We start from the raw sequence: 14,641 nt of genomic DNA, 5'->3' as shown, positions 1-14,641 counted from the left end.
TTATGAAAAGGGTCAGTTTTTTTCGTTCTATACACGTGAAATTCGTAATTATCTATGTTTTGCTTATTTTAGTTGCCATGCAAATTATCGGGGTTTATTTTGTGAAGCAGCTTGAGGAGACGTTAAGGACTAATTTCCAGACATCTTTGAAAGAACGGGTTAATTTGCTTGCCTATAACGTTGTTCAAGAGATGGAAAAGGAAAGAACATCAGAAGATCCTACAGTAGAGGAAGATGTCAAAAAAATTCTTAGGGATTTTTCTGCAGTAGATATTTCAGAGGTACGGGTTATTGATGCTAGATCACTAAAAATTCTCGGTACGTCTGATGCAAATAACCAGGGAGTGGTCGGGCAAAGAACTACTGAACTAAGAATCAAGCGCTCGATTGTTTTGGAAGAGGAACAAAGTAATATCTTAATTGACCCGCAGACGGGCCATCGAATTTGGGTCCTCTCTACTCCAATTAAATCTGGTAAAAAAGTAATTGGATCCATTTACCTTGTTGCAAAAATTGAAAATGTTTTTACACAGATGAAGACCATTAATGGTATTTTTGCTACTGGAACGGCGATTGCATTATCTATTACCGCACTTTTAGGTATATTGTTAGCCCAGACTATTACAAGACCCATTGCAGATATGAAAAAACAAGCATTAGCAATGTCGAAGGGAAATTTTTCAAGAAAAGTAAAAGTTTATGGATCGGATGAGATTGGTACTTTAGCGATGACCTTTAATAGTTTAACGAAGAAACTTCAGGAAGCCCAGGCAATGACAGAAGGGGAACGGAGAAAGCTTTCTTCCATTTTGTCGTATATGACAGATGGCGTGATCGCAACCGACCGAAAAGGGAAGGTTATATTGATCAATGAACCCGCTTCAGAAATGTTGGATGTTCCACGTGAAACAGTCATATCTCAGCCAATTATAAACTTATTAGGCCTAAGTGAAATGTATACATTTGAGGATTTGGTTGAAGAAAAAGATTCATTAATATTGGATCATAGTACGAAAAACAAACGATATATTCTCCGAGCAAACCTTTCTGTTATTCAAAAGGAAACAGGATTTGTAAATGGTTTAATTACGGTTCTTCATGATATTACTGAACAAGAAAAAATCAACATAGAGAGAAGAGAATTTGTAGCAAATGTTTCGCATGAACTTAGGACACCACTAACGACAATGAGGAGTTATTTAGAAGCATTGGCAGAGGGTGCATGGCGAGATGAAGAAATTGCTCCTAACTTTTTAGAGGTTACGAGAACGGAAACAGAGCGAATGATTCGCCTTGTAAATGATTTACTTCAACTTTCAAAAATGGATAGTACCGATTACAAGCTCACAAAGGATTGGGTGAATTTTGTGAAGTTTTTCCATCGGATTATTGATCGGTTTGAAATAACAAAGGACCAAAATGTTACGTTTAATAGACAGTTACCAGACCATTCCATCATTATTGAAATCGATGAAGATAAATTAACACAGGTGCTCGACAATATTATTTCGAATGCTATTAAATATTCACCAGAGGGCGGTCAAATTACGTTCTCAATTTTAGAAGAAGAAGAAAAAGTGATTGTTAGTATCGCGGATGAAGGAATGGGAATTCCTAAGAAAAATATTAGCGAGGTTTTCGAACGGTTTTACCGGGTAGATAAAGCAAGATCGCGGAAGCTTGGTGGAACAGGACTGGGGTTGGCCATTGCCAAGGAAATGGTTCAGGCACATGGAGGGAATATATGGGCGAAAAGTGAAGAAGGAAAAGGAACAGAAATTGCCTTTTCACTTCCATATGAGCGATCTGAAGAGGATGAATGGTCATGAGATACGAAAATAGTAAATCTGTGATTTTAATTATTTTAGTATTAGTCAGTATTTTATTAACTTGGAATCTTTGGACATTCCAACCAAATTATGAAACGATGGAAAAAAGTAACAATGTGGCTGAAGTAACATTAAGTGAAAAACAGGAAGTAAAGAAAATTATTAAACCAGACTTGGCTTTATTTCACATAAGAGGGGAACACCATGGTACGACAAATGTAAACGAACTTGATAAGCTGATAAAAGAAGTAAGTCAGTGGAGTTTCTATGATGTAAAAAGTTACACAGGTAATGTAGCAAATATGAATGAATTAATTCATGAGGATGGAAATGCAGAAATTATTTTCCCTACTGAAATTCCTGTTGAATTATACAGAAATGTGTTGAATTTTGAAGACAAAAAGCTACCTACCTTTAATTTTGATCGAATTATCATCAAAACGAATAATTCCGAAAAGGAAAGTGGTATCGTCTACTTTTTTTCAACAAATAACCAGCAAGTCTATATCAGCCGTATTTCCACTACGTTTTTGAACAATTTTAATCAACATTTCTTTAAGAATGCAAATCAATATCCACGTTACTTTGCTTTTAAGCCAACAGAAAAACGAACTCTTTATTTACCCGAGGGTACGACGGACATGATGGAGTATAAATATTTGCCAGTACCACTTAACTCAGATGAATTTAAGGTAGCTCTTTTTAATGACCCTAGCTTTGTTCAAAAAAGCGTTGTTCCTACGGGAGAAGAGTTTACTAATGGGTCTAGTAAAATGAATATTAATTACAATAGCAATATGCTTCTATATGTTAATCCAACTGGTGATACAGATTATGTGGAAAAGTCAAAGGATTTAATTAAACGTAGCATAGACTTTGTCAATGAACATGGGGGATGGACTGACCCCTATCGTTATGTAAACAATGATGAATATAATCATAAGGTAACATTTCGCCTTTACAGTATGGATGGATATCCTGTTTTCAATGATAGTGGGATATCAGAGATCAATGAGGTGTGGGGGCGAAATGAAATTAATAAGTATGTACGTCCAAGTATCTCATTAAAACTCCCCTTAAAGTTCGAAATGCATAAAGTTACTAGTCCATCAGGCTACACAGCTTTGGCTTTTTTGCAACAGAAGAAAAATTTCAAGATGGAGCAAATTGAAGCTTTTAGCTTGGGATATCGAATGGAGAAGGATTTGAAGGAACCAAGACTTATCGTTTTAGAACCTGCTTGGTTTTATCGTTACAATAATACTTGGAGTTTAATTGACACGGAAGATCTAGGGGGAGTGAAGCATGGATTGGAGTAAGATTAAAACCATCTTTATTTTGACCTTCTTGATTTTAGATGTTTATTTGTTATATCAGTTTATGAAAATACGTGATGCCAACAAATATGAATTTATTACGGAAGCCTCTTTTGAGGATAAACTGAAGGCTGACGAAATTAAGTATGGAGAACTTCCGAAAATTTCAATAAAAGGCCAATATGTTAGTGCTAAGCCAAAAACATTTACTAATGGAGATATAAGCAAATTAAAGGGACAATCTGTTGATTTAAAAGATGGTAATAGTCTACAGGCTAAATTAGAGAAGCCTATTCAGATTCCTTCTAAATTTGAACCGTCTGATCTTTCTTCTTTTATAAAGGAAGATGTCCTTTATGGAGAACACTATCAATTTTGGGAGAAAGATGATAAAAAAAATACGATTACTTACTTTCAACAGTTTGAAAATAAGACCTTATACAAGAATATAAACGGAATGATCATTTTCTCCCTCAATAAAGAGAATCAAGTTATTTCCTATACTCAGACCTATCTTGAGGGGATTGAAAAGCTAACAGAAAAAGGTGAGGTTCTCCCTCCTTTAAAAGCGATTGAAACATTGCATCAAAAGGGAATTCTTAAACCAAAAAGCAAGATTACAAGGGTTGAACTTGGATATTCAACTCTCATTCAACTTGCTGCATCACAGGTATTAGCACCAACATGGCATATTGTTGTTAATGATAAGGAAAGCTTGTTTGTGAATGCTTTTGAGGGGCAAATTATTGATTTTAGTAGTGATGAAAATAAGGTAGTGGAGTGAAATAGTATGTCTTTACACTTAAGTGTACTTGCTAGTGGGAGTACAGGAAATGCTGTCTATGTAGAAGATGGCCAGCATTCGTTCTTGGTGGATGCCGGTTTTAGTGGGAAACAAATGGAGGCACTTTTTCAAAAAATTGATCGAGATATAAGTAAGCTTTCAGGTGTTTTTGTTACTCACGAGCATAGTGATCATGTAAAGGGAATCGGTGTAATTGCCCGAAAATATAAATTGCCTATTTTTGCGAATGAAAAAACGTGGATGGCGATGGATGGCATGATCGGTGAAATTCCAACGGAGCAAAAATTTATTTTCGATATGGAGACTAGTAAAAGTTTTGGAGCAACAGAAGTTGAGTCTTTTGGTGTTTCACATGATGCAGCAGATCCGATGTTTTATGTTTTTCATCATTCCGGTAAAAAACTCGTTATTATAACAGATACTGGTTATGTAAGTGATCGGATGAAGGGGATTATCTCTAATGCGGATGCATATGTTTTTGAATCCAATCACGATGTACAGATGCTTAGAATGGGAAGATATCCTTGGAGTGTGAAACGAAGAATCTTAAGTGATGTTGGGCATGTTTGCAACGAAGATGCTGCGATTGCAATGGGTGAAGTTGCGGGGGACAATACAAAGAAATTTTATCTTGCTCATTTAAGCATGGATAATAATATGAAGGAACTAGCACGGATGTCAGTAACCCAGACATTAGAGAGCCAGGGAATTATTGTTGGCGAACAGTTTCAGTTATATGATACAGACCCTAAAACACCAACAATTTTAACAGCTGTTTAGGTTTATAAAATATTCGGTAGGAAATAATTGAGTGAGGATGCTTTTTAAAGAGCATTTTCACTCTTTTTACTTTTAGGTCAAATGAAATGGCATTGTTTATTTTCAGCATGAGAATTCTTTGATTCAGACGAAGGTGCAATTCTTTAGAAATTTAAAACGGAAAGAGTATAATTGTTTTTAGAAAGCCAAAATATACATAGCAATCTTTTTGGAGAGAGAGGAATGGTGTAATTTGGGTTATTATGATGATCATTCAGAGGTTCGCAACAAAGCGCGAAAAAAGGGAAAGGGTGGCTATTTCTTTGCAAGTTTAGTTGGGGGCATCCTTGGGGCTCTATTGGTTATTATTGCTATGCCATCAATGTCTAATCATGGAATCCTTCCTTATACAGTACAACAGGGTAACAACCTGACTTCAGAAAATAATACGAAACTTACTAACAAAAATGAGGTTATTCAAAGACAAGTAGCTGTTGATGTTGAAACGGATACAACGAAAGCGGTTGAAAAGACAAGCGGAGCTGTAGTGGGTATAGCAAATATACAATCAAGCAACTTTTGGTCTGATAATGGCAATGGAAGCAATAGTGAGGAAGCAGCGGGAACAGGATCGGGCGTCATCTATAAACAAGCAGGAAATAAGGCATTTGTGGTGACAAACCATCACGTTGTAGAAGGTGCTACCAAATTAGAGGTAAGTCTAAATGATGGAACAAAGCTTCCGGCAAAACTGCTTGGTAGTGATGTATGGACGGACTTGGCAGTGCTCGAAATTGATGGCAGCAAAGTGAAAGAAGTAGCCGAATTTGGGGACTCTGATAAATTAAAAACAGGTGAACCTGTGATTGCAATCGGAAACCCTCTAGGTCCAACCTTCTCTGGATCTGTAACGAAGGGGATAATTTCAGGTCTAAAGCGGACGATTCCCGTTGATATTGACCAGGATGGAGTAGTGGATTGGCAAGCAGAGGTTGTGCAGACAGATGCAGCGATCAATCCTGGTAATAGTGGAGGGGCACTCATCAATATTGATGGCCAAGTGATTGGAATTAACTCCATGAAAATTGCTCAGCAGGCAGTTGAGGGAATTGGCTTATCTATTCCAATTAACTCTGCAAAACCAATTATTAATGATCTTGAAAAATTTGGAGATGTAAAGCGGCCATATATGGGTGTTGATTTGAAATCAGTTGCCGAAATTCCCGCCTATTATCAACAAGAAGCCTTAAAATTGCCGAAAGATGTTAATTACGGAGTGGCTTTAAGGCAAGTTATAGCAGGTTCTCCTGCAGCCCTTGCTGGACTAAGAGAGCTTGATGTCATTGTAGAAATGGATGGCCAAAAAATAAAGGATGTCATCGATCTTCGTAAACACTTGTATCAGAAAAAGAAAATCGGTGACCAGCTGCATGTTAAATTTTATCGAAGTGGAAAGTTGAAGGATGCAACGTTGAAATTAACTGTTGAAAGTGCTCAATAAATAAGTAATCAAGAGTGGGGAAGTTGGGTAAAAACTTTCCTGCTTTTTTTTGGCTCTTTTCTTAAACTTTGTTGCTATTTGAAACTAAATTAGAATGGTACTCCAGTTTACCGATGAAAACTGGAGGAAGTTTTTAAGAAAAGAGCACGATACCATAGTTATTTCGGGTCTTTAGAGTAGGTACGAAAAACAACAAATCTATGCGAAAACAGCCTTTTTTAATGAAAACTCGCCGATTGGCGAGTCCCCAAGGGTGATGACAGAGGTGTAGTTGCCCTTATGCTTAGCTGAAGAAAAGGTGTAGAGCTAGGCAAAAGTGAATCCGTGAATCCAATCGTGATGATAAATACCCTATTTTTTACTACATAAAATGGGGCGAGCAACGCTATAAACGTTTTGTATGCTAATATGTATTAGGATGACTATTCGACGATTAGTGTAAAATACTGATATAAAATTTATTTTAAAGGGTGGAGAAAATATGATTTATTCGTGTGAAGAACATGTGGATATTGCACTTGATACGATTGTGGATGAACATGGGACATTTCCGATATTATCAAAATTAACTGTGGATAACTTATCAACAACCTGTGAATATTGCGAAAAACCAGCTGTATATATGGTGGCGAACGAGTGATCCCATACAAGATGTGGATAAAAACTGTGGATATGTTGATAACTTTTGTGGATAACCTGTTTGTAATCATTTTGAAAAGGGTTGTGGATTGTGAATATCTCGATTGTAACGGTTGGAAAATTGAAAGAGAAATACCTAAAACAAGGAATTGATGAGTATTTAAAAAGATTGACGTCTTATGCAAAAGTGGAAATGATCGAGGTGGCTGACGAAAAGGCACCAGAAGAATTAAGTGAGTTGGAAATGGAACAGGTGAAGCAAAAAGAGGGAGAAAGAATCTTAGCTAAGATCAGCCAAGATACATACGTATTTGCTTTAGCGATTAATGGGAAAATGCAATCATCCGAGGAATTAGCAGATTCATTAGATAAATTGGCGACATACGGCAAAAGCAAAATTGCCTTTATCATTGGAGGGTCACTAGGTCTAAGTGCAGAAGTATTGAAAAGATCAAATGAACAGCTCTCCTTTTCTAAAATGACTTTTCCTCATCAATTAATGAGATTGATATTGGTTGAGCAGGTGTATCGGGCTTATCGGATTAATCGGGGTGAACCTTACCATAAGTAAATGAGGTTTTTAACATTGTCAAGATAACTGTCAAATACATTTAATTAAATACTGAAAAGAATTCCCTAAATCATACACCAAAAGCTAGTGTTTGTATCTTAATTGAGGTTTAATTATTTTATCTATTTTATGGGGGATAACGATGAATTATAAATTTGATAAAAATAATGACATTGTAAGGGCTGCTTTATTTTATGAATATGGAGGTAATTGTTTTTATAGTGATGAACCATTAAGATATAAAGACATGCATATAGACCATATTATTCCAGAGTATTTAGATAAAGAAGAATTTAAAAAAATTATTTCGATATTAGGACTTCCTAAAGATTTTAATGTTAATAGTTTATATAACCTTGTACCGTGTAATCCTAATGTAAATCAAGTGAAGAATAAAAATCTTTATCCAGAGACTTTTTTAGGGCATTGTATTTTTGATAAAACATCAAGAAAAGTTGACAAAGTAAAACGAAGGATTGAGCAATTAAAAAAAGATAAAAACATTGATAAAGCTATTGCTAAATTAGTTGCCATTGCAGAAGAGCCTATTAGTAAGGAAGAATTAGAGGGAATATATGACTCTATTTCCAATGAAAAACCATATGATGAGTTAAGAAGTATTAATAAATACAACGATATACATACCTATAATAGAAGTTTCTCTAATGTTAAATTAATGGGATATTTACCTTCATATCCTAAAATACAGGGAAGTTGTTTGATAACATTTAACACTCTCAGATTAAGAGATTGTATGATTACCTTAAATCATGAACAAATTCTTAATCAATTATTTGAAGGTGCTAAAACAGACTTAGAAAATGGCTTAAGAAAATTTGTTCTTCAAAAATTTGATAGTAATTCAAAAGAATATTTTGTTGATTTTGCTAACGTAAGGATTCCCCTTGAAAGGGAAGAGGTAATACAACTTTTAAATATAATAGATGATTTCTATGAAATTTATATGGAAGAGCTTGAAAATATTTATACCACATTTAATTGGGCTAGTTTTCCTAAAATTAATAGATTTAAAAATAACTTGATGCTATGTAGAATAAGCAAAATGCTTTGGTTTGAAATTAGAGAATTTTGTAGAAATTATGATTATCAAAACGGGGAGACGGAATGGCACATTTTTGATGGAACAGGGTCTATAATAAAGATTTTTGACAAAGAAACACAAGGTTTTAGAGCATTTATTTTTCCGATGATAGAAGAATCTAGCTATATGATTCATACAACAGAAGATATAAGTATTGTTTGGACAGACGAGTACTTTTGGAATAAAAAATTACAGTATTTTAAAGAAGATAGGTATTGGAGTCCAATGGTTACATATAAATGGTTAATTGAAGACCTTATACCTAGAGTTGTTTATGAAAATAAAAAAATAGAAAAAAAGAAATTATTTATTCCCACTATAAAGTTTGATAGCTTTAAAAAAGATTTTGCCATTAGTAATTATGCAAGTTTAATTAAAAATACAGAATTAGAAGATGATTTACTAACCATATTAGAAGAGTTACAGATTTTTTTGGCAGGATTTCCCTCCATTGTATTACAAACAGAAGATTTAAAAATATTCTATAAGAGTTTTAAAAAAATTATTTCATATTCGGAAATAAATAAGGCAGAAATAAATTATGTAAAAACTAACTTACAGTTAGGATTTGAAGAAGATGATAAGGAAACTTTAATAAAAACAATGTCTTCATTGATAGATGAAATTGAAGGTGAGGATACATTAGTTTCACTTTACAAAGTGGACTTATTATTTAGATGTATGGTAATTATAATCAGAGATTGCAAAAGTCATTTAGCAAAAAAAGATATTGAATACATAAAGGAAAATTTAAATAAATATTATAATTTAATGATAAGAGAAAACATCAGAAGAAATTGATAATAAAATATTAAAAACCTCACTTACCCTAGAGTTAATTCATGATGGAAAAGAGATTTTAACGCTTTACAAAGAAAGAAAGCCAATTGATATAACAAAGATACGATATGACCAAAAAGTTGTTGCGTGTTTTAAATTAAATCTAATTGATATTCAGCTAAAAGTCGACCTAATAAATTTATACAAATATCGAAACACGGTTCATATTGAATCAGAGTTAAAGCAAAATCTGAATTAAAATCTTGAGATGGGCCATTTAGCTTACAGAAGAGTCGAAGGTCTAAATATACAGTTAACAGAAGGTTTAAAAAACCTCATTTAGATACGTTACGGTGAACCTTACCATAAGTAAATGAGGTTTTTAAAAATGAAGGGGGCCTATTCATAATATAGTTTTATTGAATAGGCTTTTGAGATTTTAAATTTCTTTTGAAGAGGTTTTTCTATGGATTATATGAGTAATGAAAATATTAATTTTTACTAACAAAAATGTTTTTTATACAAAGTGCCAGATATCACCTTTTTTAGTTGGATTTTTGCAGGCATATTTAACTCTTTATCATTTAAATTATGAAGTTTAGCGAAAATAGTTAATAAAAAGCTTTCGACTTTAATTACAAAATTTCGCAGCTGTTTGATTTCCCCTTGGGTAATAAAATTATAGGCCTCAATATAATCAATAATGGTTGTTGAGTTCTTTAAATGAATGTTGTTAGAACTACTACCATAGAAGGAGAAAAAGTTATCCGATGAGTTTTTAAAAGAATCACTATATTGTTGCAAGTTTTTTATTTTTTCTTTTAATATTCTAAACTGTATTCCATTTATACTGTTCTGATAATCTACAGTTTTAGCATCTACAGAAGCAGAGTATAGTGTGATTTTCAAAACAAGTTCAGTAATACTTCTCTGAAAAGAATTAAAAACATAAGTTGTGTACTGAGGTAAATAATAAAGAGAGATTAACAATTGATTTTTTACTTCATTTAACTTTAATTGAATCCAAGGGTCTAAAGAAGCGGTCGAATTTACATATGTATCAATAATTTCTATTGATTTAAACATAGACGCTAATGTTTCTAAAGTAGTTGCATCATTATAATCTAACATACTATGTGGAAATAGTTTGTGTGTTAGGGTCTTATATTCATTAATATAAGAATCTATCAAATTAATTACCCCGCTTAAATTGTTTTAATAAAGAATCATAATAATTTTCCTCATTGGCTTTTACTTTATTATTTACTAATTTAGTATTCTTTGCTTCAAAGAAAGCAATATTCTGAATTACCTTCATTATAGATTTTAAATCAGCTATAGCTGCTTTTTGAATTATTCTTATGAATCTTCCTATTAAGACAGTCCTACTATTGAATAAATAATCTCTCAATTCCATTTTATACTTTTTAATAAATAAAAAGAATTCAGGATTTTTTTCTAAAAAATCTTTAACATCGATATTACTTTTGAATATCTCAGTTGATAAAAAGAATATTACATATATACTGTAGGCTTCACTTCTATAGATATCATCATTTTTTACATTCTTTAATGAGTGTAGGAGACTTCTTAACTTTTCTAGATCATTCACTTTCATTAAACCGCCTTTCAAATTCATCGGCTAGGACTATTAAACCCTCTTTTGTACTACTAGATGAATCACTAATAAAATATTCGGCTCTTTTTGGTATATAGCTATTATAAACAAAGTGATTTTCAAAGAAATGTATATTTAATTCTTCAATTTTTGATGAGGTTTTAATCTCATTTATTTGGTCAGAATAGCCTTTACTGTAAGGTGCTAGCTCTGTGAAAATTACTCCTAGGGAATTTAAACTCTTACTTGAAAAATATACTTGATGTTCTTCTTTTACTCGTCTAACTACTTCATGTAACATTTCAATTCCTAGAACAGAATATGCATCTGGCTTACTTGGTGTAATAAAATAGTCACTTGTTATTAAAGCGGAAATAGTATAGTTAGAGTATGTTGGAGGACAATCAATAAAAATGAAATCAAACTCCTCTTTTAATTTTGTTTGATTAATATAGTTGAAAAGGTGATTTTCTATGTTACTATTTCTTTCTGAGAAGATGGCTTTTAATGTCCCAGGAATTATTGATATGTTCTCATTTAGTTTTAAAAGACAATCATCCCTTTTTAAATGAGAAATCACCCCGGGTTTAAATAACTTTTGAATTGAGATATCGCTACCAATAGTTTTCTTATCACTAGCTTTAGTTGAATCTTCTAAAGTATTATCATCTTCTTCCTCTGGATCTACTATATCAAGAAGATTTTCTTGATGGTAGCCAAACTTTCTGAAAAAAGATTGAGTTAAGTTAGACTGTGGATCTAGATCAATAAATAAGATTTTATAATTTCTTTGTGAAGCTAAAAAATACCCTAAATCTTTAGTTAGTGTGGTTTTTCCAACCCCACCTTTCATATTAATAAAAGAGATTATTTTAGCTTTGTTAGGTAATATAGATGTCATCTTTGTCCTCCAAGTTTATTAGAATCTTTAATCATGGACTACAATCTACTGTAGAACCTCTAAAATTACTTATCTTTCTTAATATTACATCAAAAGTAGGTTGAAATAAATTGGAGATAATTTATATATAAAAATGTTTGGAGTATCTACAATCCAGGGATTAGATATTATTCAAGGTAACACTAATATTAGAACCTTATTAAGTTCCAATTTAGGCTAACTATAGGGAAAATATAAACCTCATTTTGATTAGTAACGGTGAACCGTACCATAAGTAGATGAGGTTTTTTAAATACTATAAAAAGTGTTTGTTAAGGTAGAGGTTTAGATGTATTTAGAAGTTGCAGTAATTGATTATTTAAATATAGATGGTAAACTGACCAATTTTAATATCACACCAAAGTATTTAAACTAATGTAATAGTAGAATCTTTCTTAATAACTCAAAAACATAGAAGCCGTCCATTTGGGGCATCGCTGATAATTAATGTATACGTTCGTTGAAAAAATCGAGAATCTTACTGATGACCGTTATTCTTTGTTTTAATGAAGAAGTTGGAGAAAAATACGAGATGAAAAGTGTTTATGGCAAACATTAAGTTTAGATATAAAGTACGATAGTACAGATATATTTCAAAAATATACTAATAAATAAAGGAAGATAACCTTCTTACAATAGACTATTATTATATTATTAAAAATAATTATAAATTAAATAGTAAGTAAAGTATTTTATTCCAATATTCCAATTAAATAGCTTTGATGTAATCAAAGAATAGCTAAATGCGTAATGACAAGGTACAGAACGGAGAATAGACAATGGCTACAACAATCGAAGTGAACAAACAGAGTGTCAAACAATTATTAGAAACAGGCAAAGTTAATAAATTCATTATCCCTGAGTATCAACGTCCATATGCGTGGACTGACGAACAAATTCAAACGCTCTTTGAGGATTTAGTAGAGTACACAGAAAATGATAATGAAAGCACTTATTTTCTGGGAACGATTGTTTCTTACGAGAATGAGAATGATGAACAGGAAATTATAGATGGTCAACAACGAATCACATCTTTGTTTTTATTGCTTCGTGCACTTTACTCAAAACTTAATTCAATGACAGAAACAAAAGAAGTAAAAAATTTTAAGGGACAAATTGAATCGGCATTGTGGGAACAGGATGAATTAACTGCTGAGGTTGATTTCGAAAAAACGCTTATTGAATCCAGGGTGATGAGAGATGAAGGAAACGAAACTTTCGCCAAAATTCTTGTCAGTGGCACTATTGAAGAAGGTGCAAAAGATAACTATTCGTTAAACTACAAATCATTTACAGGGCTAATAGATAAATATGCTACTAGTGAGCCAGAGTTGTTTTTCTGGTTCATCCGAAATGTTTTGAACAAAGCGATTTTATTACCAATTACGGCAGATTCACAAGATACGGCGTTAACTATCTTCTCAACTCTGAACGATAGAGGATTAGCTTTATCCGATGCGGATATTTTTAAAGCAAAGATCTATAATCACTTGGATGCTGAAGGGAAAGCAGTTTTTATTGAACAGTGGCAACAACTTGATGATGAGGCTACAAATGCGAATGAAAGCATTCAAAAACTGTTTTATTATTATATGTTCTATTTGAGAGCATTAGAAAACGATAGAAATACAACAACACCAGGGATAAGGAAATACTATTCAAGGAATAATTTTGAGCAGTTATATAAGAGCGATGTGATGAATAACCTGAATACGGTGCTTAACTTATGGATTGTTGTTAATAATCGTGTAGAAATCGAAGATGAAGACTGGTCGAAAAATATTGAAGTTAAACAAGTACTTGATGGGTTAACTTCGTATCCAAATGAATTTTGGAAGTACCCAGTGGTTATTTATTATCTTAAATATCATGGTTCGCAAGATTTTGAAGAACTATTCTTGAAATTTCTCAAGAAACTACTTGCAGTTTTGGCGGCAAGGTATATAGTTACGCCAACTATTAATGCTGTAAAGCGAGGAATCTTGAATTTAAACTCTGAAATTATTAGATCCTCTATGCCAATATTTGATTTTGGTACAGTAAATAAACAGGAATTAAAAGGGAAGATTAAAATGGCTCACCGTAATACTGTTCGTATGATATTGAAGATTCTTGCTTATCAAGGCCAAGAGGAACTACTTCCCGGGAAATGGGAAATAGAGCATATTCTTCCTCAGAAATGGCAATCAAGTTATTTTCCAAGCAATTCTGATGGAGAAGTAAAAGAGTTAGTGGAACATATTGGAAATAAGATTCCTTTTGAGAAAAAGCTAAACATTATTGCAAGTAATGGATACTTTAAAAAGAAACAAGAAAGTTACAAGAAATCAAAAGTACAGTTATTACTTGATCTTTCTATCCAGCATAATGATTGGGGGCTAAATGAAATTCGAGAAAGAGACATTCGGATTTCTGATGAGTTGTTAATCTTACTAAATGATTGGGGATTAAATCAATCTGAACTTCCAGTTCAAGAAGAGCAATCTCCAGTTCCAACCGCAGAAGAATCAAAGATAATTGAAGAGTTAAAAAGAAAAGGTTTAATTTAAGAGCATGTGTTGAATTATCCTATTTAAATGCAAACATATAAAAAAATTATCATGGCAATAATAAAATAAATATAGAGAAAGGGCTACAAAATCGCACTTTCTCCTTTTATAATTTTTACAACTCAGCGAGTTAATCAAAGGATTGGTTTCAAAAGAAAATGAAATTTTTCAGAGTGCCGAACCTCATATAGATACATCACGGTGAACCGTACCATAAATAAAGGCAGTTTTT

Annotated in this window: 12 protein-coding genes; 9 read left to right on the top strand and 3 right to left on the bottom strand. The window is 32.6% G+C overall.

Annotation, left to right across the window (positions count from 1 at the left end; all coding sequences use genetic code 11):
* Nucleotides 1–2: 2 nt before the first annotated feature.
* The 8 genes from walK (at nt 3) to RCG20_RS11115 (ending at nt 9,323) form a co-directional block, all read left to right on the top strand.
* A complete protein-coding gene (gene walK, locus RCG20_RS11150) occupies nt 3–1,829 on the top strand; it encodes a cell wall metabolism sensor histidine kinase WalK (RefSeq protein WP_308180248.1) in 1,827 nt (608 codons plus the stop codon).
* Nucleotides 1,826–3,148 carry a YycH family regulatory protein gene (locus RCG20_RS11145; protein WP_308180247.1) on the top strand — a complete coding sequence of 441 codons (1,323 nt, stop codon included), beginning with the start codon at nt 1,826–1,828 and terminating at the stop codon, nt 3,146–3,148. Before walK ends, RCG20_RS11145 begins: the two co-directional genes overlap by 4 nt.
* A complete protein-coding gene (locus tag RCG20_RS11140; RefSeq protein ID WP_308180246.1) occupies nt 3,135–3,929 on the top strand; it encodes a two-component system regulatory protein YycI in 795 nt (264 codons plus the stop codon). Before RCG20_RS11145 ends, RCG20_RS11140 begins: the two co-directional genes overlap by 14 nt.
* A 6-nt stretch (nt 3,930–3,935) precedes the next feature.
* A complete protein-coding gene (locus RCG20_RS11135) occupies nt 3,936–4,730 on the top strand; it encodes an MBL fold metallo-hydrolase (protein ID WP_308180245.1) in 795 nt (264 codons plus the stop codon).
* A 232-nt stretch (nt 4,731–4,962) separates the two neighbouring features.
* Complete coding sequence (locus RCG20_RS11130; RefSeq protein ID WP_308180244.1) at nt 4,963–6,210, top strand: S1C family serine protease; 1,248 nt, start codon at nt 4,963–4,965, stop codon at nt 6,208–6,210.
* A 481-nt stretch (nt 6,211–6,691) separates the two neighbouring features.
* On the top strand, nt 6,692–6,850 hold the full coding sequence (locus tag RCG20_RS11125) for a CxxH/CxxC protein (RefSeq protein ID WP_308180243.1): 159 nt from the start codon (nt 6,692–6,694) through the stop codon (nt 6,848–6,850).
* Between the two features lie 90 nt (nt 6,851–6,940).
* On the top strand, nt 6,941–7,420 hold the full coding sequence (rlmH, locus tag RCG20_RS11120; RefSeq protein ID WP_308180242.1) for a 23S rRNA (pseudouridine(1915)-N(3))-methyltransferase RlmH: 480 nt from the start codon (nt 6,941–6,943) through the stop codon (nt 7,418–7,420).
* Between the two features lie 142 nt (nt 7,421–7,562).
* Entirely contained in the window at nt 7,563–9,323 is a 1,761-nt protein-coding gene (locus tag RCG20_RS11115) for an HNH endonuclease (protein ID WP_308180241.1), read from the top strand.
* Nucleotides 9,324–9,803: 480 nt separating this feature from the next.
* Here the strand turns inward: RCG20_RS11115 and RCG20_RS11110 are convergent, their stop codons facing one another.
* From RCG20_RS11110 to RCG20_RS11100, 3 genes are read right to left on the bottom strand one after another with little or no spacing between them, the layout of a single operon-like run.
* Nucleotides 9,804–10,493 (bottom strand): hypothetical protein, encoded by a 690-nt coding sequence (locus tag RCG20_RS11110; protein WP_308180240.1) that lies wholly within the window; start codon nt 10,491–10,493, stop codon nt 9,804–9,806.
* Nucleotide 10,494: 1 nt separating this feature from the next.
* Nucleotides 10,495–10,920 carry a hypothetical protein gene (locus RCG20_RS11105; protein WP_308180239.1) on the bottom strand — a complete coding sequence of 142 codons (426 nt, stop codon included), beginning with the start codon at nt 10,918–10,920 and terminating at the stop codon, nt 10,495–10,497.
* On the bottom strand, nt 10,907–11,821 hold the full coding sequence (locus RCG20_RS11100; protein ID WP_308180238.1) for a ParA family protein: 915 nt from the start codon (nt 11,819–11,821) through the stop codon (nt 10,907–10,909). The genes RCG20_RS11105 and RCG20_RS11100 overlap by 14 nt, the downstream gene beginning before the upstream one ends.
* 818 nt (nt 11,822–12,639) lie before the next feature.
* Between RCG20_RS11100 and RCG20_RS11095 the strand changes: the two genes are divergently transcribed.
* Nucleotides 12,640–14,409: a DUF262 domain-containing protein gene (locus tag RCG20_RS11095; protein WP_308180237.1), complete on the top strand. Its 1,770-nt coding sequence runs from the start codon at nt 12,640–12,642 to the stop codon at nt 14,407–14,409.
* Nucleotides 14,410–14,641: the final 232 nt, after the last annotated feature.

It is taken from the genome of Neobacillus sp. PS3-40, assembly GCF_030915485.1.
Taxonomy (GTDB): domain Bacteria; phylum Bacillota; class Bacilli; order Bacillales; family Cytobacillaceae; genus JAUZPL01.
The sequence above is the reverse complement of the archived record's forward strand: the minus strand, read 5'-3'. Positions and strand labels throughout refer to the sequence as shown.